Origin of the sequence: Streptomyces sp. NPDC085900, from assembly GCF_044540925.1 — a bacterium.
Classification (GTDB): domain Bacteria; phylum Actinomycetota; class Actinomycetes; order Streptomycetales; family Streptomycetaceae; genus Streptomyces; species Streptomyces gilvifuscus.
Genome location: NZ_JBITSP010000002.1, coordinates 278944 through 303402, shown reverse-complemented (window position 1 = coordinate 303402; position 24459 = coordinate 278944). Strand labels below are relative to the sequence as shown.

Here is a 24459-nt window from a genome sequence, read left to right as displayed (position 1 = left end):
GGGTGAAGTCTTCGCGGTCCGGTTCGGGGGCCGGGCAGGTACTGGACGGCCACCGTCCGAATCCCTGCGAAGTGCCCGCATCCCTGCGAAGTGCCCGTGCGAAACGCCGGGTCCACGGGGCTTAGGAGCGGCGGCGGGGCTTTCCTCGCTTCGGGGTCTTCGACGTGCCCGTCCTGGGGCTGCGGGCGGGCGTCTTCGCCGCCGCGGGCTTGCGGCGGGGCGCCGGCTTGTCCGCGGTCTTCTCCGCCGGCTGCGGCTTGCGGCCGCGGGAGCTGTTGACCGTACGGCCGCGGACGATGCCGATGAAGTCCTCCACCAGGTCGGTGGTGGCGTCCTCCGGCCAGGACAGGGCCACGCTCGACCGGGGCGCGTCGGTCACCGGGCGGTAGGTGAGGTCCTTGCGGTGGTGGAGGCGGGCCAGGGACTGGGGCACCACCAGGAGGCCGACGCCCGCCGCGACGAGCTCCACGGCGTCCTCGGTCGTCGCCGGGCGCTCGAAGGCGGGCTCGCCGGGCGGGGCGTCCCAGTCGAGGACGTCGTCGAGGGGGTGGAAGAGCACCTCGTCGGCCAGGTCGGCGAGGGTGATCTCCTCCGCGGCCGTGATCACGTGGTCCTTGGGTACGACGGCCACGGTCGTCTCGGTGTAGAGGGGGATGGCGCTGAAGTACGCACGGTCCACCGGGAGCCGCACCAGCCCCGCGTCGGCCTCGCCGGCCCGCAGTACGTCGGGGGCCTCGGCGGCCGCTACGGGCTGAAGGGTCAGCGGGATGTCGGGCAGGCGCTCGTTCCAGATCCGCACCCACTTGGCGGGCGTCGTCCCCGGGACGTACGCAAGCCGGAACGTCTGGGATGCTTCCGAGCCTGTCACCCCGCCAGGTTACCGGCCGTGGTCGGAGGCGTCGTACGCGCTCGATACCCTTGACCCCATGAAGTCGCACCAGACCGCCCAGACGATGAAGCCCGCCACCGCGGCGAAGAAGCTGGGTGTGTACCTCGAGGCCACCCCCGCAGAGTTCCGTGAGGGTGTCGTCTCGCGCGCCCAGCTCGACGAGCTCCAGGCGAATCCGCCCGAGTGGCTGCGCGAGCTGCGGGCCAACGGCCCGCACCCCCGTCCGGTGGTCGCGGCGAAGCTGGGCGTCTCCATCTCGGGTCTCGCGCGCGGCGGGGTCACCGAGGCCCTCACCACCGAGGAGATCGAGACCCTGAAGCAGGAGCAGCCCGAGTGGCTGGTCAAGGAGCGCGCGACGCAGGCGGAGGTCCGCAAGGAGGGCGCGCGGATCAAGAAGCGCAACGCCGAGCGGGCGGCGGGCGAGGATCAGGCTCCGCGTTCCTGACGCCACGTGGCCGGAGAGGCGTTCGGTGACTCTCCGTCACCACCTGCACGCCCTCCGTCCACCGAAAAGGGATCTGACGGTGCGTCACGACGAAGGTCACAAAAGCGTATCGGACATTCCGGCCGTCAACCTTCACACGAGGCGCACAAGTTGGCTAGCTTGGCCTCAGGCCGCTCGTGTCACTCCGGCGAACCCCGTCGGGAAGAGCGGCCTCCGCCGAATCCGGTGCGCCTTCGCGGCGGCCGGAACCGGGGACCCAACCGATTCATGGGGTGAATCGGCCCGACTGCGCTTCGGCGCAAGGGCCGTAGGGCATGCCTTCCGGAATTGACCGCCCGAACCCGACAGCTAACTCGGTAGGCGGAGTACGGAAGGAGTACGGCCCCCATGGCGCCGGAACGATCGTCGCGTGCCGGAGGCTTCGGCCTCCCCGGTATGCGCAACTCCGCCCTCGCGACGGCCGCCCTCACCTCGGTGGCCCTGTTCTCGCAGACGGCCGACGCCTCGCCCCAGCCGGGCGACGAAGCACCCAGCCGGGAGGACGTCCGGCAGCGTGTGAGCAGCCTGTACGACCGTGCCGAGGAGGACACCGGGCAGTTCAACCTGACCCGCGTGCAGAAGGCGCGCGGCACCGGCGAGCGTGGCGGTCAGCCGCGCGGGGGCTCGGACCCCGACCTGGACAACGTCTCCCGGCAGTGGTTCGACATGGCCCGGGCGTCCATCGGACCGACCGTCCCGGCGATCCTCCCGTCCGACCGCACCCCGGCCAGGCGTCCCGCCGCCACCCGGCCCCCCCGTCCGGTGGAAGCTCGCGCGGTGGAGGCTCGTGCGGCTCGTGAGCTGGAGGCCCCCGCCCGGGCCGTACCCGAGCTGCCCGCCGCCGGGCCCCGTCGCCCGATGGCCGAGCTGCCCGCCGCCCCCACGGCTGCGCTTCCCGCGGTGCCCCAGCCCCGCCAGGAAGCGGCCGCTGCACTCCCGGCCGCCCCGGCCCCCGCGGAGTCGCGGCAGACCTCGCTGCGCAGATCCAAGCAGGAGAACCAGCGCAAGGTCGCCGCGGCCAGCGACCTGCTGTACCGGCACGTCGCCCGGCAGACCTCCGCCCCGCGTCCCGCCGTCGCCCCGCAGCCGGACCGGAGCACCTGGCAGGCGGCCCCGGCCCCGCAGAGCGCGGCCCCCGCGGCGATCGAGGCCACACCGGCGCAGCCCAGCTGGGCGGCCCAGGTCCAGCAGGCGGCCGCGGCCCGCACGATGAACGACTCCGCACCGGCCCAGCCCGACTGGACGTCCCGACCCCAGCAGGCCGCCACCGCAGGCACGAGCATGGCGGCCACGCCGGCGCAGCCGGGCTGGGACACGGGCGCTCAGCAGCTCGTCGCCCAGTCGATGACGCCGTCCGCCCCCGCACAGCCCGGCTGGGACACCGGCGCCCAACAGCTCGTCGCGCAGACCATGGCCCCATCGGCCCCGGCACAACCCGGTTGGGACACCGGCGCACAACAGCTCGTCGCGCAGACGATGTCCCCCTCCGCACCGGCGCAGCCGAGCTGGGCGATACCCGCCCAGCAGACAGCCACCAACCGCGCGAGCACCACAGCCGCGCCGGCGCAGCCGGGCTGGGACACGGGCGCCCACCAGCTCGTCGCCCAGACCATGGCCCCGTCCGCCCCCGCACAACCCGGCTGGGACACCGGCGCACAGCAGCTTGTCGCCCAGACCATGGCCCCGTCCGCCCCCGCACAGCCCGGCTGGGACACCGGCGCACAGCAGCTCGTCGCCCAGACCATGGCCCCGTCCGCCCCCGCACAGCCCGGCTGGGACACCGGCGCCCAGCAGATCATCGCGGCGGCGGCGCCGCAGGCCGACTGGCGGGACCCCGTGGCGCAGGAGCAGGCCCGGCGGGCCGCCGACGTGGCTCGGCGGTTGCGGGAGCCGTCGGTTCTGGACACCGGCGTGCCGGTGGTCGAGGAGCGGCCGGCGCCGCAGCCGACCGTCCTGGAGACGGGCGTCCCGGCCGTCGAGACGTCCACCGGCACGAAGGCCGACCGGGCCGTGGAGTTCGCCCGCGCGCAGATCGGCAGGCCGTGCCTGTGGGGTGCCGTCGGCCCGGAGTCGTACGACAACGCGGGGCTGACCCAGGCCGCCTGGAAGGCCGCCGGGGTCGCGCTGCCGCGCAGTACGAGCGAGCAGTCGAGCGCCGGCACGGTGATCCCCCTCGCCGAGAGCCGCCCCGGTGACCTCATCTTCTTCCACGACAACTTCAGCCATGTGGGCCTCTACACGGGCAACGGTCTGATGATCCACGCCCCCGGCCCGGGCTCGGTCATCCGTGAGGAGTCGATCCACAACGCCGGGGAGGCGGCGATCCGCATCGCCGTGCGACCGGCCTGACGGTTCGTCACGCCATCGAATCTCCATAACCGAAGAACGTTTCCGGGCCCCGCGCTGCCAAGGCTGCGCGGGGCCCTTCGTCATGACATCCCGTTCCGGTGCACCGTCGACATGGGTGATCGTCGACGAAGTCGCCGTCCGGCCGCCGCCCTCGTCGCCGCGGGGCTCGCGTTCGCAACGACCGCCTGCGGCTCGGGTTGCCCCGCTGGTGAGCCGGGTGCGGGCCGCCGGTCCCCCGTTCCGGCGGCCCGCCCGGAATCCGGGGCCAGGTTGAACCGGCCGTCCCCCACGTGAACCGCCGGGTCTCCCCCGCCGCGGCCGCCGGAGCGACGATGTGCTGGAGTGTTTCCGGGAGCGTCACCGGCGCCCGTGTGCAGTCTCGGGCACCGTGGACGCCGTTCGGTATGGGTACAACTGCGTACGCGGAGTCGGAACGTGGCACAGGCGCTGGGCGGGGCCCATGAACGCATGCTGTCGGTGGCCGTGGCGGCCCTCAACGAGCCCGAGCCGGAGCGGCTGTGGCCGCTGCTGGCCGAGGCGCTGCCGGCCCTGTGCGGCGGCGAGACGCTGATCTACAAGCTGGACGAGTGGAACGCGTCCTCGGGCACGGTCGGCATGCCCGCCGCCGTCGCCGACGGGTTCGCCCGGCTCGGCGAGGAGTCCGTGAGCCTGCTGCGGGAGGGTTATCCCTTCGCACCCCTGTACACGGCGGGCCGGGACCGCACGCCGCTCACCGCCCGCCGGGCGGCCGGCCGCGCCTGGTCCACGAGCCCGACGGCGCGGCTGATCGGCGGCCTCATGGACGCGCACCACGTGCTGGCGATCCCGCTGCCGAAGGCGGCCGGCCCGGTCACCGGCTGCATGGTCTACCGCTCGGGCCGGGACTTCACCGACGACCACGTCCGGGTGGCGAGTGAGTTGCAGCCGCTGCTGGCCGCGGTCGATCGGCAGCGGCAACTGCTGGAGCGCCTGCGGCGGTCGGCCGGCCCCGCCCACCGGGCGGCCGACACGCGGCTGACGCCCCGCGAGACGAGCGTCCTGCTGCTGCTCACGGACGCGCTGACCGCGTCCGCGATAGGCCGCCGACTCGGCATCTCGGACCGTACGGTCCACAAGCACATCGAGAAGATCTACCGCAAACTGGGCACACGAGACCGCGTCAGCACGGTCCTGCGCGCCCAGCGACTCGGCCTGGTGCCCGCACCGTCCGCACGGCGGTAGGGATGCCGCCAGACCTCCGGAGTCCGTCATGAAGCCGAACCGTTCCATCCCCGCCGCGACGGTCATCCCCGTGCTGATCTACCCGGACGTGCGCGCGGCGGTCGACTGGCTGGGCGCGGCCTTCGGCTTCGCCGAGCGGGTGCGCATCGGCGAGGACCACCGGGCCCAACTCGCCTACGGGGACGGCGCGGTGATCGTCGGGGACGTCCGCAAGGACCGCCGGCCGCCGCGCCCCGGCGAGGTCACCCACTCGGTCACCGTCCGTGTGGCGGACGCCCGGGCCCACTGCCAGCGGGCCCGGGAGCACGGCGCGCGCATCCTCATGGAGCCGACCGACTTCGAGTACGGCGAGCGCCAGTACACGGCCGAGGACCCGGCCGGTCACCAGTGGACGTTCTCGCAGACGCTCGCGGACGTCGCTCCGGAGGAGTGGGGCGGCACGTCGGTCGGCTGACCCGCGCGCTCAGCCGGTCCGGCCGGTCGCGAGGCGGCGCGCCCGCTCCGCCTCCCGCCTGAGCGCCCAGGCGTCCGCCACCGCCCCCAGGTGCCCCAGCTTGTCGGGGTTGATCACCGAGCGGATCGTCCGGACCCGTCCGTCGAGGACGTCGAGAGCCATGACGCTGACGATCCTGCCGTCCCGGTCGCGGAAGAGCGCGCCGGGTCGGCCGTTGACCTGCCGCGGTTCCACCACGACGCCGACGCTGCCGATCTGCGGCGCGAACTCGGCGAGCACGCGGGCCACGTGCTCGGCGCCGATGACCGCGTTGGCCAGCTGCGGCGCCTTGCCGCCGCCGTCGCCCGCCATGTGCACGTCGGCGGCGAGGAGTTCGCGCAGCGCGTCGACGTCGCCCTCCCGGAAGGCGTCGAAGAACCGCCCGGCGAGTTCCTCGCGCTCCTTGCGGCCGGCCTCGAACCGAGGCAGGCCGGCGTCCATGTGCCGGCGGGCCCGTACGGCGAGCTGGCGGCAGGCCGCCTGCGAGCGGCCCACGGCCGAGGCGATGTCCGGGAAGCCGAACCCGAAGACCTCCCGCAGCACGAAGACCGCCCGCTCCAGCGGGGTCAGCCGTTCCAGCAGCAACAGGGCGGCCATGGACAGCGAGTCGGACAGTTCGGCGGAGCGCTCCGGGTCCTCGTAGGGGTCGGCGAGCAGCGGCTCGGGGAACCATGGGCCGGCGTACTCCTCCCGCCGTACCCGGGCCGAGCGCAGGACGTCGACGCAGATCCGGGTGACCACCGCCGAGAGGTAGGCCTTGGTGGAGGTGGGCCGGGTCGGGGCGGCCTGCCAGCGCAGCCAGGCCTCCTGGAGCGCGTCCTCGGCCTCGCTCACGCTGCCGAGCATGCGGTAGGCGATCGCGAACAGCAGCGGCCGCAGCTCCTCGAACTCCTCGGTGCGGGTCACGCCAGCTCCTCCTTGAAGCCCTGGCGCCAGGACGGGTGGCGCAGCTGCCAGCCCAGCTCCCGTTTGGCCTTGGCATTGGAGAAGCCGCGCCCCTGCGTCATCATGATCACCGCCTGGTCGCCGGCCAGCAGCCGGGCCAGCCATACGGGCACCCGGCGCGGCGGCTTGGCTCCGGCGCACTCGGCGAGGTGGGGCAGCCAGTCGTTGGCCGGGGCCGGTTCGTCGTCGACGATGTTGAACACGCCGGCCGCTTTCTGCTCCACGGCCAGCACGGTGGCGCTCGCGGCGTCGTCGAGGTGGATCCAGGAGCTGTACCCCGCGGCACTGCCGACCAGCGGGTACTGCCGCTTGCGCACCAGCACGACCTGGTCGTCGATGGCACCGGGCCCGTAGAAGGCGCCGTAGCGCAGCACCGCGCCGCCGTACGCGAGGACCGCCTCCTCGGCGTGCCGCATCGCCTCCATGCCCGCCTGCGCGGCGGTGCCCTCCAGGAGGTCGAGGGGGTCCTCCTCGGTCTTCACCCAGCCGCCTTGCCGGACGCCGTTCCAGCTGGCGTAGCCCTGCGCGACGAGGTGATGGACGCCGGTCGCCTGAGCCGCGGCCAGCAGGTGGTCCGTGCCCTCGGTGCGCAGCCGGTTGGTCTTGGCGAACCAGCGGTCCGGGTGCTTCAGATCCGGTTTGCCGGCGTGCGCCATGGAGATCGCGGTCATCTGGTGCACGATCACGTCCGGCCGCGCCTGTGCGACCGCCTCGCCGACCGAGGCCGCGTCCAGGCCGTCCATCACGACACCCTGCGCGCCCAGCCGCTGCAGCAGCCCCAGCTTGGCCGCGCCGGTCGTCGTAGCCGTCACCTGATGTCCTCTGGCCACGAGCTGCGGCACCAGCCGCCGCCCGAGCACCCCGGATCCGCCCGCCACGAACACCCGCACGATGATCACCTTCCCGGTCCCGAATCAGTTCTCACCGTCAGGACGAGACAGCCACCCGTGTCTGTGACATGGGAGGGCGGTCTCCGGGACCACGGGCCGCGCACGTGCGTCAGGACGGGGCGAGCACGCAGAACTCGTGGTCCTCCGGATCGGCCAGGCAGGTCCAGGGGACGTCGCCCTGGCCGAGGTCGAGGTCGGTGGCGCCGAGGGCCCGCAGCCGGGCCACCTCGGCCTCCTTGTCGTCACCGGGGCGGGGCAGCAGGTCGAGATGGACGCGGTCCGGCACGGTCTTCGCGCCCGGGGTGCGAAGGAACTCGAGGTACGGGCCGGTGCCCTCGGCGGAGCGCCAGACCGCGCGGTCGTCGGCCACCTCGTGCAGGGTCCAGTCCAAGGCCTCGCCCCAGAAGCGGGCCATGGCCCGGGGATCGGCGCAGTCGACCACGATGGCGGCGATCGGGCCGGTGTCCCGGTAGACGTCCCGGGGCTCCAGCACACAGAACTCGTTGCCCTCGACGTCGGCGAGGACCGTCCACGGCACGCTGCCCTGGCCCACGTCGACGGGCGTCGCACCCAGGGCTCGCACGCGCTCGACCAGCTCCGTCCGGTGGGCCTCGGAGGTGGTGGCGAGATCGAGGTGCACCCGGTTCTTCGTCGTCGTCCCGGGTTCGGGGACGGGAACGACGTCGATGCCCACGAAGGCCGGGTCCGGCCAGACCAGCCCGCCGGCGGGCCCGACGTAGGTGGTCACACCGGGGTGGTACGCGTTCCAGCCGAGCGCCTGCGCCCAGAACCGGCCGACGGCCACGGGGTCGAGGGCCTTGATGTTCACCTGAACCGGTCGTACTGCCATGCCGGTGATCCTATGCACCGGTCACGTGGACTCAGACCGCTCCGGGACCCATGCCGCCCTTGAGGCGTTCCAGGTCGGACGGGCGGACCTGGATGGCGAGAACGGCGACCAGGGCGGCGACGACGGTGAAGATCGCCGCCGTGACGAAGGCGGCGGAGATGCCGGCCGTGAGGACCTCGTCGGACCAGGGCGGCGGGAGTTTGCCGGTGTGCCGGAAGCGCAGGCGCTCGGCGGGGGTGGCCTGCGCCAGGAAGCGGGAGACCTGCTTGTGGGCCTCGTTGGTGCTGGCCGTGCCGAACATGGTGACCAGGATGGACAGGCCGAGCGAACCGCCCACCTGCTGGGTGGCGTTGAGCAGGCCGGACGCCGCACCGGTCTCCCGGACGGAGACGTCGGAGAGCGCCATGAGGGTGAGCGAGACGAACTCCATGCCCATGCCCAGACCGAAGACGCAGATCGGACCGAGGATGCTGCCGAGGTACGTCGAGTCGACGTCGGTCAGGGTCAGCCAGGCCAGACCGGCCGCCGCGAGCACGGCCCCCACCACCATGAACGGCTTGGGGCCGAACCTCGGCAGGAACCGCGAGGCGAGCGCCGCACCGACCGCGATCACCGCGCTGACCGGCAGGAAGGCGAGCCCGGCCTGCAACGGGCTGAAGCCCAGCACGTCCTGGACGAAGAGCGTCAGGAAGAAGAACATGCCGAAGATCGCGGCCGCGAGGCTCAGCATGATGCCGTAGGTGCCCGCGCGGTTGCGGTCGGCGAACATGTGCAGCGGGGTGATCGGCTGCTCGGAGCGCCGCTCGATCAGGACGAAGGCGACCAGGACGACCACTGCGGCTCCGAACGAGGCCAGCGTGAAGGGGTCCCGCCAGCCTTCCTGCGCGGCCCTGATGAATCCGTACACCAGCAGCACCATGCCCACCGTGGAGGTCAGTGCGCCGGCGACGTCGAAGTGACCCGGATGGCGTTCGGACTCCTTGATCCAGCGGGGTGCGGCGAGGGCGATCAGCACCCCGATGGGGACGTTGACAAAGAACACCCACCGCCAGTTGAGCCACTCGACGATCATTCCGCCCGCCAGCAGCCCGATCGCGCCGCCGCCGGAGGAGACCGCGGCGAAGACGCCGAAGGCGCGGTTGCGCTCCGGGCCCTCCCGGAAGGTGGTGCTGATCAGTGCGAGCGCGGTCGGGGAGGCGATGGCCCCGCCGACGCCCTGCAGGGCGCGTGCGGCGAGGAGTTCACCGGAGCTCTGGGCGAGGCCGCCGAGCAGGGAGGCGAGCGCGAACAGCAGCACCCCGAAGATGAACATGCGGCGCCTGCCGAGGATGTCGCCGGTGCGCCCGCCGAGCAGCAGCAGCCCGCCGAAGGTGAGCGTGTAGGCGTTGACCACCCAGGACAGGCTGGTGGTGGAGAAGCCCAGGGCGCTCTGGATGTGCGGCAGCGCGATGTTCACGATGGTGATGTCGAGCACCACCATCAGCTGGCAGGACGCGATGACCAGCAGCGCCATGCCGTTTCCGCCACCGCCCGGTTCCCGGGTGGTGGCCTGTGCTGCGGAGGTCGGCTGCGGGCTGCTGCTCATAGTGCGCTTGCTCTCGGTGAACGACGGCGTTCACTGTCCGACCGTACGCCCCCGCCGTACGCCTCACCACTCGGTTCGCGGGCCGGCCGTCAGTTGCGTGGTGTGCGGGTCATGGCGAACTCGTCGGCCTCGGGGAGGTCGAAGTCCCCGTGGTCGCTGCCGAGCCCCTGGGCGACCAGTGCCGCCGCGGCGCTGCCGAGCACGGCGGCCTCGCGGGGGGTGCGGCCCAGGCCGATCCCGCGCAGGAACCCGGCCGAGAACGCGTCGCCGCAGCCGGTGGTGTCGACGACGTCCACCTCGAAGGCGGGGACCGATTCGGCGCCGTCGGCAGTGACCAGGAGCGCGCCGTCGCCGCCGCGGGTGACGGCGACGAGCCCGGCCCCGGCGGACAGGAACTTCTTCGCGCCGGTCACCAGGTCCTCCTCCTCGCTGAAGCCGAGGACCTGGTCGTCGTTGGGGAGCAGGTAGTCGACGTACTGCAGGAGGGGTTCGATCTGGTCGTAGGTGCCCAGTTCGCCGGGGGCCAGGAGGTCGACGGAGGTGACCACGTCGTGTTCCCGCGCGAAGTGCAGGATGCGCGCCGCGACGTCGGCGCCGATCAGTTCGGGGCCGCCCAGGTGCAGATGGGTGGCTTCGGCGACGGCCTCCCAGGGGACGTCGTCGAGGCCGTAGGTGATGTTGGCGCCGAGCAGGTGGAGGGAGGGCCTGTCGCCGTTGGGGCGGATCGGCAGGACGCTGGCGGAGGTGGAGGTGTCGATACGGCGGACCAGCAACTCCGTGTCGATTCCCGCCTTGTTCAGCAGCTGGACGAGCATGTCGCCGGTCGGGTCGGTGCCGATCGCTCCGGTGGTGCGGACCTCGGCGCCGAGCTTGGCGAGGGTGAGCGCGGTGCCGGCGGCCGTACCGGCGGCGGTCATCCGGATGTCGTCGACGAGGGTGGCACCCTGGCCCTCGGGTATCTCCTCCACCGGCCGTACCAGCACGTCCAGCACGTGCACGCCCATCGTGACGACCTGCTGTGCCTTCATCGGGTTCCCTCCTGCGCGGGTGGTACGGGGTGGGTGGTGCCGTAGTCGCGGGCGATCGCGGCCTCGATGACCGCGAGTTGCCGCTGTTCGTCGAGGACGCGCGGGGTGCCGAGGGCGGCGGCGCGCTGGTAGACGCCGCACGCCCACTCCAGCAGCAGGGCGTGCTCGACGGCCTTGTCGAGGGTGGGCGCGTGGGTGAGCGCGCCGTGGTTGGCCATGAGGGCGGCGCTGCGGCCCTCCAGTGCGGCGAGGACCGACTCGGCGAGTTCCGGGGTGCCGAAGGTGGCGTACGGTGCGACGCGTACGGTGCCGCCGAGGGCGAGCAACTGGTAGTGAACGCAAGGCAGTTCGTCGAGGACGAGGGAGAGCGCGGTGGCCATGGGCGCGTGGGTGTGGACGACCGCTCCGGTGCCGTAGCGCCCGTAGACGCCGAGGTGCAGGTCCAGTTCGGAGGTCGGCCGGAGGGTGCCGGCCACGACCTTGCCGTCGAGGTCGACCACGGTGACCTGGTCCGGGGTGAGTTCGGCGAGCACGGCTCCGGTCGCGGTGATGGCGACCCGGTCCTCCACGCGCACGCTGACGTTCCCGGCGGTGCCGATGAGCAGCCCCTCGGCGCCCAGGCGGCGGCAGGCGTCCGCGACGGCGCTCCGCTCCGGCTGAAGTGCCGAGCTTGAGTCGGTCATGGGCGCGACCGTAGCCTAAACGTGAAACAAAGTCACGTTCAGGTTCGGAGGTTGTTCCGTGGGTGAGCCGACCACGCGTCCGGGCGGGGCCGCTCCCCTGCGGCGCACCCCTCAACAGGCGCGCAGCAGGGCCCGGTTGGCGCGAGTACTGGAGACCGCCGAGCAGATCCTGATCAGGGACGGGGTGGAGGCCCTGACGACGACCCGGGTGGCCGCGGCGGCGCGGGTCTCGGTCGGCTCGCTGTACCAGTACCTGCCCGATCGCGACGCGATCATCGACGCGCTCGCGGCCGGCTACTTCGCCAAGCTGGAGACCGCCATGGACGGTCTCGTCGAGGCCGCGGCGGCCGAGCCCTGGGAGGATCCGGTCGGCATGCTCGTCGACACCTTCGCCGGGATCTACCGCAGCGAACACGGTTTCAGGGCGCTGTGGTTCGGCAGCGGTCTGACCGAGCGGACCCGGGCCGCCGACCGCGACCACAAGCGCCGGATGGCCGACGGGATCCGCCGTGTCCTGCTGGCCCTCGGCCTCGCCCGGGACGACGAGGCCCTGGCTCGCGCCTGCCATTCCGCGGTCCTGGCGGCCGACGCCCTCGCCCAGGAGGCCTTCCGCCGCGAGCCGCTCGGGGACGCGGCGCTGCTGGAGGAGTCCAAGGTGATGCTGCGCGGCTACCTCGCCGCGGTCACGGCCCGCTACCGCGCGTAGGAGTCCCGCTCCGGGCGGCCCGAAAGATCACGTAAAGTCGGGCGGGACGGGAGTGGCGGCAAGGGGGTCGGGCCGGGTGGGGCTGGAGCCTGTGGAGTTCTCGGTTCTGGGGCCGGTCCGGGTGCTGCGGTCGGGGGCGGAGGCCGTCCTCGGCGGGCCGCAGGAACGGGCGCTGCTGGCACTGCTGCTGGTGCGGGCCGGACAGCCGGTGCCCGTGAGCGAGATCGTCGAGGTGCTGTGGGGCCCGCGGGCGCCGGACAGCGCCGTGAACGTGGTCCGCCGTCATGTCGGTTCGCTGCGTCGTCTCGTGGAGCCGGGTCTTCCCGCCCGGGCGGCCGGGCGCTGGCTGGCGCGGGACGCGGGCGGGTACCGATGGGCGGCCGACGCCGGCTCACTGGACCTGCTGCGCTTCCGTCGGCTGCGCGAGGAGGCCGGACGGGCCGCGCCCTCGCGGGCCGTCGGACTCCTCACGGCGGCCCTGGATCTGTGGCGGGGGCCGGTGGCGGACGGGCTTCCCGCGGAGGTCCGGGAACGGGCCGGCTTCGACGCGGTCGACCGTGAACGCCTGTCCGCGGTGCGGGAGGCCGCCGACGCCGCGCTCGACGCGGGCGTGCCGGACGCCGTACTGCCCCGGCTCCGTCGGGCCGCGGCCGCCCATCCGCTGGACGAGCCGCTGCTGGCCCGGCTGGTCCGCGTGCTGGCGGCCGCGGGACACCGGTCCGAGGCCGTCGACGTATACCGCGCGGTCTCCGCCCGGCTCGCCGACGAACTGGGCATGGACCCCGGCGCCGAACTGCGCGACGCCCACCGCGCCGTCCTCCTCGACGCCGTGTCCGTGCCGCCCGTGCCCGCCCAACTGCCGCACGACCTGCCCACGTTCACCGGCCGCGAGGCCGAACTGGGCGAGGTGCTCGGCCCCTTGGAGGACGACCTCTCCGGGACGCTGCTCATCACCGCCATCGACGGCATGGCCGGCATCGGCAAGACCACCCTCGCCGTGCACTGGGCGCACCGGATCGCCGGCCGGTTTCCCGACGGGCAGCTCTACGTCGACCTCCGGGGCTTCGATCCGTCCGGCACGGCGATGAGCGCGGGCGAGGCGGTGCGGCTGTTCCTGGACGCACTCGGCGTACCGCCCGAGCGGGTGCCGCACGGGACGCAGGCGCAGGCGGCCCTGTACCGCAGCACGCTGTCCGGGCGGCGGCTGCTGGTCCTGCTGGACAACGCCCGCGACACCGATCAGATACGGCCCCTGCTGCCGGGCACGCCCGGCTGTCTGGCCATCGTCACCAGCCGCCGCCGGCTGCCCTCGCTGGTCGCCGCGCACGGGGCGCGGACGCTGACCCTGCGCCCGCTGGACGCCGGCCGGGCCAGGGCTTTCCTGGCCCGCCGGCTGGGTGCCGCGCGGCTCGTGGGCGAGGACCGGGCCATAGACGAGATCACCGAGCTCTGCGCCGGTCTGCCGCTCGCCCTGGCGTGTGTCGCCGCCCGCGCCGCGGCCCACCCGCACTTCCCGCTGTCCGCCGTGGCGGCCGAGCTGCGGGCGGCGCACGGCAGCCTCGACGCGTTCAGCCGGACCGACACCGCGGCGAACGTCGGCGCGGTGTTCTCCTGGTCGCTGGCCGCCGTGTCGCCCGGCGCGGCCCGCCTGTACCGGCTGCTCGGCCTGCATCCCGGCCCGGACGTCTCCGCGCCGGCCGCGGCGGCTCTGGCGGGACTGCCGGTGCGGGAGGCGCGTCGGCTGCTGGCCGAGCTGGCGGGCGTACATCTCGCGAGCGAGCACGCTCCCGGCCGGTACTCCCTGCACGACCTGCTGCGCGCCCACGCCGCCGAACTGGTCGAGGCCGAGCGGCCGGAGGACGAGCGCGAGGCGGCCGTGGACCGGCTGTACGCGTACTTCCTGCACACCGCCCACGCCGCCGACCGCATCCTCGCCCCGCACGCCGACCCCCCGCCGCCGGGGCCGCCGCCGGCCGGGGTCGCCGCCGAACCTCTCGCCGACGACCGGGAGGCCCTGGCCTGGCTGACCGCCGAGTATCCCGTGCTGCTCGCCGTGCTCGACGGGGCCGCCCGCTCGGGTCGCGACCGTCTGGTGTGCCTGCTGGCCTGGTCCCTGGAGCCGTTCTTCGACCGGCGGGGCCACTGGCACGACGGGATGGCCGCCCAGCGCACCGCGCTCGCGTCGGCCGTACGGCTGTCCGATCCCGGGTGGGAGGCGCGCGGCCTGCTCGGGCTGGCCCGCGCCGAGGGGCGGCTCGGCCTGCACGACCACTCCCTGCCCCGGCTGCGCAGGGCTCTCGAGCTGTTCACCGCTCTGGGCGACGGCGCCGGACAGGCCCAGACCCACCGCAGCCTCGGCTGGGAATGCGATCAACAGGGCGATCTGCGGGGCGCCCTGAGACACAATCAGCTGGCACTGGAGCTGTTCCGCGCCCAGGACCGGCCCGCCGCGCAGGCCAGCGTGCTGAACTCGGTCGGCTGGTACCACGCGCTGCTCGGCCAGTACCGGCAGGCGCTGTCCCACTGCTTCGAGGCACTGACCCTGCTCCAGGACCTGGGCGACCGCTACGGCCAGGCGTCCACGTGGGACAGCATCGCCTACGCGCAGCACGGCCTTGGCCGCCATCCGCACGCCCTGCTCGGCTATCACAACGCCCTCACGCTGTACCGGGAGTTGGGGGTGCCCTACCTGGAGGCGAGCACCCTGGTCCGGATCGGCGACACCCACCTGGCGACGGGCGCCCCGGACGAGGCGGAGGAGGCCTGGCGCGAGGCCCTCGCGCTCTTCACCGGCCTCGGCCACCCGGACGCCGACGAGGTCCGCGAACGGCTGTCCGGCAACGCCGGCGCACGCGATCTCGCCTGAGGAGGGCCGACGGGACATGCATCGCGGAGCGTCGGGCGTCATGGGTCGCGGAGAGCCGACCGGGTTCGAGGTGCTCGGGCCGCTACGGGTGCTGCTGGGAGAGGCGGAGCCCGAGCTCGGCTTCCCCCAACAACGCGCGCTGCTGGCCCTGTTGCTGGTGCGGGCCGGCCGGCCGGTGCCGGCGGACGAGATCATCGCCGTGCTGTGGCCCGGCCGGCCGCCCGCCAGCGCGCCGAACGTGGTGCGCCGTTACGCGGGTTCGCTGCGCCGGCTGCTGGAACCGGGTCTGCCGCCCCGGGCCACGGGCCGCCGGATCGTGCGCGGCGCCGACGGCTATCTGCTGGCCGCCGACGAGGACGAGGTCGACCTGCTGAGGTTCCGCGGCCTGGCCCGGCGGGCCAAGCGGGCGGCCGCCACGGGACGACCGGAGGTCGCCCTGCGGCACTTCCTCGGCGCGCTGGGCGAGTGGCGGGGCCCGGTGGCCGCCGGGATTCCCCCGGCCGTCCGGGAGCACGCCGTGTTCACCGAGGTGGAGCGCGAACTGGTCCGTACGACGGTGATGGCCGCCGACACGGCACTGCTGTGCGGCCGCACCCGACAGGTGCTGCCGCACCTGCGGCGCGCACTCGGGCTCGATCCCCTGAACGAGTCCCTGCACGCCAGGCTCGTCCTGTCCCTGGCCGCCGCCGGCCGGCAGGCCGAGGCGCTGGCCGCCCACGAGTCGGTACGCCTGACGCTGGCCCGGGAGCTGGGCGTCACTCCCGGCGCCGAACTGTCCGCGGCGCACACGCGGGTGCTCCGCCAGGACATACGCCCGGCGGATGCGGCGCCCCGCCCCGAGAGCCCGAGTGGGCCGCTCGTGCGGCCCGCCCAACTCCCGCCCGATCTCACGTCGTTCACGGGACGACAGGCGGAACTTCGCGACCTGCGGGCGCTCATGGAGACCGACGGTGGAGCGGCTGCCGTCCTCCTCACGGGAACGGCGGGCGTCGGCAAGACCGCTCTCGCCGTCCGCTGGGGGCACGAGATCGCCGAACGGTACCCCGACGGTCAACTCCACGTGGATCTGCGGGGGTTCGATCCCTCCGCCGAGCCCCTGCCTCCGGCGGTGGCCCTGCGGGGCATGCTCCGCGCGCTGGGGGTGCCCCAACGGCGCCTGCCGAGCGGACTGGACGGTCTGGCCGGCCTGTACCGGAGCACGCTGTCGGGGCGGCGGGCGCTCGTCCTGCTCGACGACGCCTTCGACACCGAGCAGGTACGTCCGCTGCTCCCGGCCTCCCCCGGCTGCCTGACGCTGGTCACCACCCGGCGCGGGCTGTCCGGCCTGGTCACCGCGGGCGCCCGTCCGCTGCGGGTGGACGTGCCGTCCGCCGCCGACGCGCTCGAACTGCTGGCGGGACATGTCGGCCGGGACCGCCTGGCGGCCGAGCCCGCGGCGGCCGAGGAGATCGTCGGACTCTGCGGGCGGCTGCCGCTGGCCCTGGCCGCCGTGGCCGCCCGCGCCGCCGATCGCCCCGGCCTCCCGCTGACCGTCCTTGCCGCCGAACTCCGCCTGCCGCAAGGCGACTTCGACGCCCTCGCCGGAGTGCGCGCCGCTTTCGCCGCCTCCCGGCGGCACCTGTCGGCCGACGCGGCCCGGCTGCTGCGTCTGCTCGGCCGTCACCCCCGCCCGGCGGTCACCGCGGAGGCCGCCGGTGAGCTCGCCGGGGCGACCGTGCGTCGGGCCCGGGCACTGCTCGACGAACTCGCCGACGTCCATCTCGTCACCGAGACCGCCCCCGGCCGCTTCACCCGGAGCCCCCTGCTCCGCACGTTCGCCGTCGACCCGGCCGAGGCATGACCGCAGGCCGGAGAGCCGCCCTCACTTCTCTGTCACTTTTTTTGCACACGTCGTCCCTAGGCTCCGAGCAGTGAAAGGTTCTGTCCGGTCGTGTTCGGAGGCGGCGACAGTTGACATCTGACATCAACACGGTGTGCCGGATGCCCCTGGCTCTCGACATCCTCGTCACCGGCACCGGGCCCGCGCGGCTGCCCGCCGACCGCCACCCCGGGCCCCGGGCACTGCGTCTCGTCGCCGGGAGCCCCGGCGAGTACCTCTTCGTCGGCATCCGGGGCGGCACCGGCGCCCTGGAAGAGACCCGGACCGTCCGGCTCGACCCCGGCGACATCTGCTTCTACGACGTGGACCGCCCGCCGTCCCTGGACGTTCCGGCGGCCGCCCGGCTGAAGGTGTTCCGGGTGCCGCGCGAGACGCTCGGGCTGGACGACCGTGCGCTGCGGCGGATTCTGCCGGCGCCCGTCGGCCGGTCCTCGCGGCTGGGCCGGCTGGTGTCGCCGTTCCTGTCCGAACTCGCCGACACCGTCCTGTCCGCCCCGGCCGCGACCGGCGAGATGCTGGCCTGGAACGCCGTCAACCTGCTCGCCACGGTCGCGGCCGAGCAATCGGGCGAGGACGGTCCAGACGCACCGGGGGACGAGCGATCACCCCTGCTGTCCAGGCTGTTGCGGTTCGTCGACGAGCACCTGGCCGATCCGGACCTCTCTCCCGAGATGATCGCCGGCGCCCACCACATCTCGGTGCGCTACCTGCACAAGCTGTTCCAGCAGGAGCAGGGGACGACCGTGGGACGGTGGATCCAGCGCCGCCGTCTGGAGGAGTGCCGGCGTGACCTGCTGCACCGCGTCCGCGGCCGCCGGACCATCGCCGCGGTCGCCGGCCGCTGGGGTTTCCTCAGCGCCCCGCACTTCAGCCGCGTCTTCCGGGCCGCGTACGGCATGTCCCCGAGTCAGTGGCGGGACTCGGCGGGCGTCGGCTCCGGGTCGCAGGGCGGCCGTGCGCTTTCGTACGACGGCCGTGCGCTTTCGTAGGACGGCCGTGCGCTGAGGGACCAGCGGCCGTGCGCCCGCAGGCAACCCGGCCCGCTCCGGCGGTTCTAGCGTGCCGGTCGTAACACCGCGACACCTCAGGAGAGACGCATGTCCGAGACCGCCCCGGAGCCGGTGAAGCCGGTTCTGGAACCCGCCGCCCAGGCCTTCGTCGAGGCCACCGCCAACCCGCCGTACCTGTTCGACCTGCCGCCCGCCGAGGGCCGCAAGGCGGTCGACGAGGTGCAGTCCGGCGAGATCGCCAAGCCCGCCGTCGACGAGGAGTGGATCACCGTCTCCGGCGGCCCGACGGGCAGCGTCCGCGCCCGCGTCGTCAGGCCCGCCGGGACCTCCGGCACCCTTCCGGTGATCCTCTACATCCACGGCGCCGGCTGGGTGTTCGGCAACGCCCACACCCACGACCGCCTGGTCCGCGAACTCGCCGTCGGAGCGAACGCCGCGGTGGTCTTCCCCGAGTACGACCTCTCGCCCGAGGTGCGCTACCCCGTCGCCATCGAGCAGAACTACACCGTCGCGCAGTGGGTCGTCGAGCAGGGCGCGTCCAAGGACCTGGACGCAGGCCGCATCGCGGTGGCCGGTGACTCGGTCGGCGGCAACATGACCGCCGCGCTGACGCTGATGGCCAAGGAGCGCGGGGACGTCCCGCTGGTGCAGCAGGTGCTGTTCTACCCGGTGACCGACGCGAGCTTCGACACCGCCTCCTACCACCAGTTCGCCACCGGCTACTTCCTGCGCCGCGACGCAATGCAGTGGTTCTGGGACCAGTACACGACCGACGAGGCGGAACGGGCGCAGATCACCGCCTCCCCGCTGCGCGCCTCCACCGAGCAGCTGGCCGGACTGCCCCCGGCCCTGGTCATCACCGGCGAGGCCGACGTGCTGCGCGACGAGGGCGAGGCCTACGCCAACAAGCTGCGCGAGGCCGGCGTCCCCGTCACCGCCGTGCGCTACCAGGGCATCATCCACGACTTCGTCATGCTCAACGCCCTGCGCGAGACGCACGCCGCCGAAGCCGCCATCAACCAGGCCGTCGCCACCCTGAGCGCGGCCCTCCACACCAACTGACCCCGGAGACAGCGGACATGACCACCACCCCCACCGCCCTTCTCGTGCACGGCGCCTTCGCCGACGCCGGCAGCTGGGCCGGTGTCGTCGCGGAGCTGCAGAACCACGGCATCCCCGTGATCGCGCCGCCGAACCCGCTGCGCGGGCTGGCCTCCGACGCCGCGTACATCGCCTCCCTCGCCGCGCAGATCGACGGCCCCGTCGTCCTCGTCGGGCACTCCTACGGCGGCGCGGTCATCACCGTGGCCGGTACCGCCGAGAACGTCGTCGGCCTGGTCTACATCGCGGCCTACGTTCCCGAAGAGGGCGAGAGCCTCGGCGAGTTGCAGGGCCGCTTCCCGCTCTCGCCACTGGTGAGCAACCTCAAGGAGTGGACGTACCCGGTCGAGGGCGGGCAGACGGCCGTCGAGGTCACCATCCAGGCCGAGGCGTTCCCGGGCATCTTCGCCGCCGACGTGCCCGCCCCGGTGACCAAGGCCCTGGCGGTGTCCCAACGGCCGCTGACCACCTCGGTGTTCGACGAGACGGCGGCGGCCGCCGCGTGGCAGACCAAACCGTCGTGGGCGCTCGTCGCCGGGGCGGACGAGGCGATCAACCCGGAGGTGGAGCGCTTCGGCGCGAAGCGGGCGGGCGCGACGACCGTGGAGCTGGAGGGCGCCTCGCACGCCGTCGCCGTCTCCCGGCCCAAGGAGGTCGCCGACCTGATCCGCGACGCGGTCCGCGCGACGAGCTGACGCCCGCCGGGCGTCGAGGCCCCCGCGGCGGATCCGAAGCGGCCCGACCCGGGCTTGTCAGGGCTCGCGATACAGGGTGGTGAGGAGTTCGATCGCCGCGGGGGTGGCGGGGTGCGGGTCGTCGCGCCACCAGGCGAGGCGCACGGCGACGGGCTCGGCGTCGCGGACGGGCCGGTAGACCACGCCGGGCCGTGGGTACTGGTGGGCGGTCGACTCCGCCGTCATGCCGATGCGGCGGCCGCCGGCGATGACGTTGAGCCAGTCGTCGACGTCGTGGGTCTCCTCGGTGGCCGGGCGGGCGTCGGGCGGCCACAGGTCGGTGGTCGTGGTACCGGTGCGCCGGTCGACGAGGAGGGTGCGGTCGGCGAGGTCCGCGAGGCGCACCGAGCGGCGCCTGGCCAGCGGGTCGTCGGAGGACAGGGCGCACAGGCGGCGTTCCAGGCCGACGATGGCACTGTCGAAGCGGCGGTCCTCCCCCAGCGGCCTGCGCACCACCGCGAGGTCGCAGACGCCCTCCGCGAGACCGGCGGTGGCGGAGTTGACGCGGATCAGGTGCAGGTCGGTCTCCGTGTGGGCCCGGGCCCACTGCCGTTGGAAGGCGGGAGTGTGCCGGCCGAGTGCCGACCAGGCGTAGCCGACGCGCAGTTCGGCACGGTCCGAGGTCGCCGCGAGGACCAGGTCCGACACCTCTCCGAGGACCCGCCGGGCGTGCCGGAGCACGCGCTGCCCGGCCGCGGTCGGCGTGACCGTTCGGGAAGTCCGCCTCAACAGCCGTACGCCCAGGGCTCGTTCGAGCGAGGCCAGGGTCCGGGACACGGCCGCCTGGGAGACGCCGAGGGCGATGGCCGCGTCCGTGAAGGTGCCCTCGTCGACGATGGCCACGAGGCAGCGCAGCTGTCGTATCTCCACATCCATGACTCCAGCGTATAGATCGGCGGCCGGGCGCATTTTGCGCATGGTCGGCAGGGTCCGACGATCGCGGCATGCGTCTCGTCCGTACGCCCGCACCCGCACCCGTGCCCCCGGTCTCCGCGCCGGCTGCCCCGGCCGCGCGGCCCGCCCGGCCGCGGCCGGCCGGGGTGATCGCGATGGTCGGCAGTGGCCTGTCCAACCAGACCGGCGCCGCGATCGGTTCCCTCGCCTTTCCCGTGCTCGGGCCCGTCGGGGTCGTGGCGGTCCGCCAGTACGTCGCCGCGATCGTGCTGCTGGCGGTCGGCCGGCCACGGCTGCGGACGTTCACCTGGCGGCAGTGGTGGCCCGTGCTGTCACTGGCCGTGGTCCTCGGCACGATGAACCTGTCCCTGTACAGCGCCGTCGACCGTATCGGCCTCGGCCTCGCGGTGACCCTGGAGTTCCTCGGCCCTCTCGGCATCGCCCTGGCCGCCGCCCGGCGCCGGGCGGACGCCTGCTGCGCGGTGATCGCCGCCGCGGGTGTCGTCACGCTGATGCGGCCGCGGCCGTCCACGGACTACGTCGGCATGGGCCTGGGGATGCTGGCGGCCGCCTGCTGGGCCTCGTACATCCTCCTCAACCGCACCGTGGGCCGACGGCTGCCCGGCGCCCAGGGCTCGGCCGCCGCGGCCGGTGTCTCGGCCCTGCTGTTCCTGCCGGTCGGCGTGGCCGTAGTGCTCCGGCATCCGCCGACCGCCACCGCGCTGGCCTGCGCCACGGCGGCCGGCGTGCTGTCCTCGGCGGTGCCCTACCTCGCCGACCTTTTCACCCTGCGCAGGGTCCCCGCGCCCGCGTTCGGCCTGTTCATGAGCGTCAATCCGGTCCTCGCGGCGGCCGTCGGCCGGGTGGGGCTCGGCCAGCGCCTGGGCTTGGCCGAGTGGGCGGGCATCGGCGCGGTCGTCGCCGCCAACACCCTGAGCATCCTCGGCGCAGGGGGTTCCGGAGCCGGTGGGGTCAGGCGCCGGTGAGGACGACGAGTTGCCGGGTGGCGCGGGTCATCGCGACGTAGTGGTCGACCGCTCCTTCGATGCCGTCGCCGAAGTTCTGCGGGTCGACGAGGACGACCAGGTCGAATTCCAGGCCCTTCGACAGCTCCGGGGTCAGGGACCGGACGCGGGCCGTCGCCCGGAACCCTGGACTGCCGATGACACAGGCGATGCCTTCGGTGTGCGCGGCGAGCCAGGTGTCCAGGACCCGCTCCAGGTCGGCGAGGGAGCCGTGGACTACCGGGGCTGCGGTGCTGCGGATGGAGGTCGGCACGTTGGCGTCGGGAAGCACGGCCCGGATGACCGGCTCGGCCTCGGCCATCACCTCACGCGGAGTGCGGTAGTTGATGTTCAGCGACGCCAGTTCGATCCGGTCGAGCCCGATCCTCTCCAGCCGTTCCCGCCACGACTCGGCGAAGCCGTGCCGGGCCTGGGCACGGTCCCCGACGATGGTGAAGCTGCGCGAGGGACAGCGCAGCAGCAGCATCTGCCACTCCGCGTCGGTCAGCTCCTGGGCCTCGTCCACGACGATGTGCGCGAAGGGACCGGCGAGGAGATCCGGTTCGGCGGTGGGCAGTTCGGCCTCGTCGACCAGGCTGACCCGGGCGTCCGCGCCGCGCAGCATCCGCACCAGGCCCTCGCCGTCGTCGCCGTCGGCGCCGGAGTCCGCCACGGCGTGGATCAGGTTGTCGACGACGTGCTCCATGCGCTCGCGCTGGGCGGCCAGAATCGCCTCGCCGCGGCGCTTGCGGCGTGCCGTCTCCGGATCGCCGAGCCGTTGCCGCGCCGCGTCCAGGAAGGGCAGGTCGGACACCGTCCAGGCCTGCGGGGACTCCTTCCGCTGCAGGGCGCGGACCTCGTCGGGGCCGAGCCAGGGGGCGCAGCGGCGAAGGTAGGCGGGGACCGACCAGAGGTCTCCGACGAGGTCCGCCGCCTCGATCAGCGGCCAGGCGTGGTCGAACGCGGCGCGCAGCTCCCGGTTCTGGCGCAGCGAGCGGTGCAGCAGGTCGGGCGGGACCTCCTCGCCGTCGTGCTTGTCCGCCAGGATCGTCAGCAGTTCGCGCCAGACCTGCTCGCGGGCCTCGTTGTGCGGCGTGCCGGGCTCCGCCGCCTCGAACGCCTCCGCCCAGTCGTCGGGACTCAGCCAGACGTCGGACCAGTGGGTCACCACCGTCATTCCCCGGGTGGGGGGCTCCTCGTAGAAGCGGACGGCCGCCTCGACCGCCCCCACCAGTTCCGCGGACGCCTTGAGGCGGGCCACCTCCGCGTCCTTCTCCAGGGCCGCTGTCGCGCCCTCGGCGACGAGGTCCCGCAGGACGCAGGTCTGCACGCCCTCCTCGCCGAGGCTGGGCAGGACGTCGGAGACGTAGGCCAGGTAGGGCCGGTGCGGACCGACGAACAGGACGCGACCCCTGCGGTGGGCCAGGCGGGGGTCTGAGTACAGCAGGTAGGCGGAGCGGTGCAGGGCGACCACGGTCTTCCCGGTGCCGGGCCCGCCGTCCACGACGAGGGCGCCGCGGGAGCCCGCCCGGATGATGGCGTCCTGGTCGGCCTGGATGGTGCCGAGGACGTCCCGCATCCGGTCCGACCGGTTGGTGCCGAGGCTGGCGATGAAGGCCGACTGGTCGTCGAGCGCGGCGTGCCCGGCGAAGACGTCGGGGGTGAACACCTCGTCCCAGTAGTCGCTGATCCGGCCGTCGGTCCAGCGGTACCTGCGGCGGCTGGCCAGCCCCATCGGCCGGGCGTGGGTGGCGCCGAAGAACGGTTCGGCGGCGGGCGAGCGCCAGTCCACCAGCAGCCGGCGCCCGGTGCTGTCCGTGAGCCCGAGCCGTCCGACGTAGACGGGCTCGGTGTCGTCCGCGCCGACCATGCGGCCGAGGCACAGGTCGAGGCCGAAGCGGCTCAGGGCGCGCAGACGGGCGGTGAGACGGTGGATCTCGGCGTCCCGGTCCATCGCCTGCCGACCCAGGCCGCCCGGCGCCCGGCGCTCGGCGTCAAGGCGCTCGGACAGTTCGGCGATGGTCTCGTCGAGGCACGCGGCGATCGCCGCGAAGTGCCCCTCGTCGTCGGCGATCAACGCCGGGTCGGCTTTGGCGGCCAGGCGGTCGGACAGGGCGAACGCGCTGGCGGTCGCGGGGTTCACGGCAAGGGCTCCGATCTGGGGGGCGGTTTCGGCGTCCGGGGTGGGCGCGGGCGGGCGGTTCGGCGCCCGGGGTGGGCGCGGGCGGGCGGTTCGGCGCCCGAGGTGGTCGGGCGGGCTCGGCGATGAATGCGTGGCGGGCGGGCTCGGCATCCGAGGTGGACGGGCGGTCTCGGACGGGCGGGCTCGCCGCCCGGCCTGGACGGGCGGTTCGGGGTCCCACCTGGGCGGGCGGTCTCGGCGATGGGCGCGTGGCGGGCCGGGTCGACGGGTGTGCGGGACTCAGCGGGACGCCTGGGGCCCTGAGCCCTGGACGTCTTCGACGGGGTGTGCGGCTGTCGTGCGGTGTCCGGCTCAGCCGCCGATCACCACCACACACCCCACGTCGTCGCCCCGTTTCCGCAGGTCCTGGTCTCAGGCCGACGATTGTGCGGCACGAGGGGGGCCTTGCCGCAAGCCCCCCGCTGCGCTATAAGTTGAGAGTGGCAAGGAGTCGACGAGCTCCTTGCCTTCGTCGTTTCCGCGGGTCCTTCGAGGTCTGCGCCCAGTCCAGGACGGTACATCAGCCCGTCGCGCGTCGTTCCGGCCCCTCGCCCGCGATGAGGCGGGGCCAGGACTCCCCACGCGGTCCTGGCTCCGGCCATCGTCCGCCCCGTATGTCCGGCGCGCTGATCACAGGATGCGCGGACGCCCGCCGGTCTGTCGTTG

Annotated in this window: 20 protein-coding genes and 1 riboswitch; of the genes, 11 read left to right on the top strand and 9 right to left on the bottom strand. The window is 73.8% G+C overall.

All coding sequences use genetic code 11. The features are described 5' to 3' along the window. Positions 1-121: 121 nt before the first annotated feature. The gene (locus ACIGDI_RS06130; protein WP_399891165.1) at positions 122-868 is read right to left on the bottom strand and encodes a LysR family substrate-binding domain-containing protein; all 747 of its coding nucleotides are present in this window, start codon (positions 866-868) and stop codon (positions 122-124) included. A 58-nt stretch (positions 869-926) separates the two neighbouring features. On the opposite strand from ACIGDI_RS06130, the gene ACIGDI_RS06125 reads away from it, so the two are divergent. From ACIGDI_RS06125 to ACIGDI_RS06110, 4 genes are all read left to right on the top strand, one after another. Further along, positions 927-1334, top strand: coding sequence for a DUF5997 family protein (locus ACIGDI_RS06125; protein WP_200705511.1), 408 nt, complete (start codon positions 927-929; stop codon positions 1332-1334). 204 nt (positions 1335-1538) lie between these two features. Beyond that, positions 1539-1713, top strand: a riboswitch (cyclic di-AMP (ydaO/yuaA leader). A gap of 8 nt (positions 1714-1721) precedes the next feature. After that, positions 1722-3722, top strand: coding sequence for an NlpC/P60 family protein (locus ACIGDI_RS06120; protein ID WP_399891160.1), 2001 nt, complete (start codon positions 1722-1724; stop codon positions 3720-3722). Positions 3723-4190: 468 nt separating this feature from the next. Next, complete coding sequence (locus ACIGDI_RS06115; RefSeq protein WP_399892951.1) at positions 4191-4943, top strand: LuxR C-terminal-related transcriptional regulator; 753 nt, start codon at positions 4191-4193, stop codon at positions 4941-4943. 28 nt (positions 4944-4971) lie between these two features. Beyond that, on the top strand, positions 4972-5397 hold the full coding sequence (locus ACIGDI_RS06110; RefSeq protein ID WP_399891157.1) for a VOC family protein: 426 nt from the start codon (positions 4972-4974) through the stop codon (positions 5395-5397). Positions 5398-5406: 9 nt separating this feature from the next. Here the strand turns inward: ACIGDI_RS06110 and ACIGDI_RS06105 are convergent, their stop codons facing one another. From ACIGDI_RS06105 to ACIGDI_RS06080, 6 genes are all read right to left on the bottom strand, one after another. Beyond that, on the bottom strand, positions 5407-6342 hold the full coding sequence (locus tag ACIGDI_RS06105) for an RNA polymerase sigma-70 factor (protein WP_399891154.1): 936 nt from the start codon (positions 6340-6342) through the stop codon (positions 5407-5409). Further along, complete coding sequence (locus ACIGDI_RS06100) at positions 6339-7280, bottom strand: NAD-dependent epimerase/dehydratase family protein (RefSeq protein WP_399891151.1); 942 nt, start codon at positions 7278-7280, stop codon at positions 6339-6341. Before ACIGDI_RS06100 ends, ACIGDI_RS06105 begins: the two co-directional genes overlap by 4 nt. 100 nt (positions 7281-7380) lie before the next feature. After that, complete coding sequence (locus tag ACIGDI_RS06095; protein WP_399891148.1) at positions 7381-8121, bottom strand: VOC family protein; 741 nt, start codon at positions 8119-8121, stop codon at positions 7381-7383. A 31-nt stretch (positions 8122-8152) separates the two neighbouring features. Continuing rightward, positions 8153-9706, bottom strand: a complete 1554-nt coding sequence (locus tag ACIGDI_RS06090) for an MFS transporter (RefSeq protein WP_399891145.1) — start codon at positions 9704-9706, stop codon at positions 8153-8155. A gap of 89 nt (positions 9707-9795) precedes the next feature. Continuing rightward, on the bottom strand, positions 9796-10734 hold the full coding sequence (locus ACIGDI_RS06085; RefSeq protein ID WP_399891142.1) for a carbohydrate kinase family protein: 939 nt from the start codon (positions 10732-10734) through the stop codon (positions 9796-9798). Beyond that, positions 10731-11417 (bottom strand): class II aldolase/adducin family protein, encoded by a 687-nt coding sequence (locus ACIGDI_RS06080; RefSeq protein WP_399891139.1) that lies wholly within the window; start codon positions 11415-11417, stop codon positions 10731-10733. Before ACIGDI_RS06080 ends, ACIGDI_RS06085 begins: the two co-directional genes overlap by 4 nt. Before the next feature lie 58 nt (positions 11418-11475). Between ACIGDI_RS06080 and ACIGDI_RS06075 the strand changes: the two genes are divergently transcribed. The 6 genes from ACIGDI_RS06075 (at position 11476) to ACIGDI_RS06050 (ending at position 19674) form a co-directional block, all read left to right on the top strand. Beyond that, positions 11476-12123 (top strand): TetR family transcriptional regulator, encoded by a 648-nt coding sequence (locus tag ACIGDI_RS06075; RefSeq protein ID WP_399891136.1) that lies wholly within the window; start codon positions 11476-11478, stop codon positions 12121-12123. Positions 12124-12199: 76 nt separating this feature from the next. Further along, the gene (locus ACIGDI_RS06070) at positions 12200-14989 is read left to right on the top strand and encodes a BTAD domain-containing putative transcriptional regulator (protein WP_399891133.1); all 2790 of its coding nucleotides are present in this window, start codon (positions 12200-12202) and stop codon (positions 14987-14989) included. A 40-nt stretch (positions 14990-15029) separates the two neighbouring features. After that, positions 15030-16829: a BTAD domain-containing putative transcriptional regulator gene (locus tag ACIGDI_RS06065; RefSeq protein WP_399891130.1), complete on the top strand. Its 1800-nt coding sequence runs from the start codon at positions 15030-15032 to the stop codon at positions 16827-16829. A 140-nt stretch (positions 16830-16969) separates the two neighbouring features. Further along, on the top strand, positions 16970-17857 hold the full coding sequence (locus tag ACIGDI_RS06060; protein WP_399891127.1) for a helix-turn-helix domain-containing protein: 888 nt from the start codon (positions 16970-16972) through the stop codon (positions 17855-17857). Between the two features lie 108 nt (positions 17858-17965). After that, complete coding sequence (locus ACIGDI_RS06055) at positions 17966-18940, top strand: alpha/beta hydrolase (RefSeq protein WP_399891124.1); 975 nt, start codon at positions 17966-17968, stop codon at positions 18938-18940. Between the two features lie 17 nt (positions 18941-18957). Further along, positions 18958-19674, top strand: coding sequence for an alpha/beta fold hydrolase (locus ACIGDI_RS06050; RefSeq protein WP_399891121.1), 717 nt, complete (start codon positions 18958-18960; stop codon positions 19672-19674). A 57-nt stretch (positions 19675-19731) separates the two neighbouring features. Here the strand turns inward: ACIGDI_RS06050 and ACIGDI_RS06045 are convergent, their stop codons facing one another. Further along, positions 19732-20589: a LysR family transcriptional regulator gene (locus tag ACIGDI_RS06045; protein WP_399891118.1), complete on the bottom strand. Its 858-nt coding sequence runs from the start codon at positions 20587-20589 to the stop codon at positions 19732-19734. A gap of 68 nt (positions 20590-20657) precedes the next feature. Between ACIGDI_RS06045 and ACIGDI_RS06040 the strand changes: the two genes are divergently transcribed. Beyond that, positions 20658-21593, top strand: coding sequence for an EamA family transporter (locus tag ACIGDI_RS06040; RefSeq protein WP_399891115.1), 936 nt, complete (start codon positions 20658-20660; stop codon positions 21591-21593). Here the strand turns inward: ACIGDI_RS06040 and helR are convergent. Next, positions 21580-23754 carry an RNA polymerase recycling motor ATPase HelR gene (helR, locus tag ACIGDI_RS06035; protein ID WP_399891112.1) on the bottom strand — a complete coding sequence of 725 codons (2175 nt, stop codon included), beginning with the start codon at positions 23752-23754 and terminating at the stop codon, positions 21580-21582. The two genes, ACIGDI_RS06040 and helR, sit on opposite strands and share 14 nt — an antisense overlap. Positions 23755-24459 lie beyond the last annotated feature (705 nt).

What these genes read in the sequence shown, in the direction of transcription:
- ACIGDI_RS06080 (WP_399891139.1), bottom strand. Translation starts at nt 11,417, where the DNA reads ATGACCGACTCAAGCTCGGCACTTCAGCCGGAGCGGAGCGCCGTCGCG.
- ACIGDI_RS06095 (WP_399891148.1), bottom strand. Translation starts at nt 8,121, where the DNA reads ATGGCAGTACGACCGGTTCAGGTGAACATCAAGGCCCTCGACCCCGTG.
- ACIGDI_RS06085 (WP_399891142.1), bottom strand. Translation starts at nt 10,734, where the DNA reads ATGAAGGCACAGCAGGTCGTCACGATGGGCGTGCACGTGCTGGACGTG.
- ACIGDI_RS06050 (WP_399891121.1), top strand. Translation starts at nt 18,958, where the DNA reads ATGACCACCACCCCCACCGCCCTTCTCGTGCACGGCGCCTTCGCCGAC.
- ACIGDI_RS06055 (WP_399891124.1), top strand. Translation starts at nt 17,966, where the DNA reads ATGTCCGAGACCGCCCCGGAGCCGGTGAAGCCGGTTCTGGAACCCGCC.
- ACIGDI_RS06120 (WP_399891160.1), top strand. Translation starts at nt 1,722, where the DNA reads ATGGCGCCGGAACGATCGTCGCGTGCCGGAGGCTTCGGCCTCCCCGGT.
- ACIGDI_RS06045 (WP_399891118.1), bottom strand. Translation starts at nt 20,589, where the DNA reads ATGGATGTGGAGATACGACAGCTGCGCTGCCTCGTGGCCATCGTCGAC.
- ACIGDI_RS06065 (WP_399891130.1), top strand. Translation starts at nt 15,030, where the DNA reads ATGGGTCGCGGAGAGCCGACCGGGTTCGAGGTGCTCGGGCCGCTACGG.
- ACIGDI_RS06040 (WP_399891115.1), top strand. Translation starts at nt 20,658, where the DNA reads ATGCGTCTCGTCCGTACGCCCGCACCCGCACCCGTGCCCCCGGTCTCC.
- ACIGDI_RS06115 (WP_399892951.1), top strand. Translation starts at nt 4,191, where the DNA reads ATGCTGTCGGTGGCCGTGGCGGCCCTCAACGAGCCCGAGCCGGAGCGG.
- ACIGDI_RS06125 (WP_200705511.1), top strand. Translation starts at nt 927, where the DNA reads ATGAAGTCGCACCAGACCGCCCAGACGATGAAGCCCGCCACCGCGGCG.
- ACIGDI_RS06060 (WP_399891127.1), top strand. Translation starts at nt 16,970, where the DNA reads ATGCCCCTGGCTCTCGACATCCTCGTCACCGGCACCGGGCCCGCGCGG.
- ACIGDI_RS06110 (WP_399891157.1), top strand. Translation starts at nt 4,972, where the DNA reads ATGAAGCCGAACCGTTCCATCCCCGCCGCGACGGTCATCCCCGTGCTG.
- ACIGDI_RS06090 (WP_399891145.1), bottom strand. Translation starts at nt 9,706, where the DNA reads ATGAGCAGCAGCCCGCAGCCGACCTCCGCAGCACAGGCCACCACCCGG.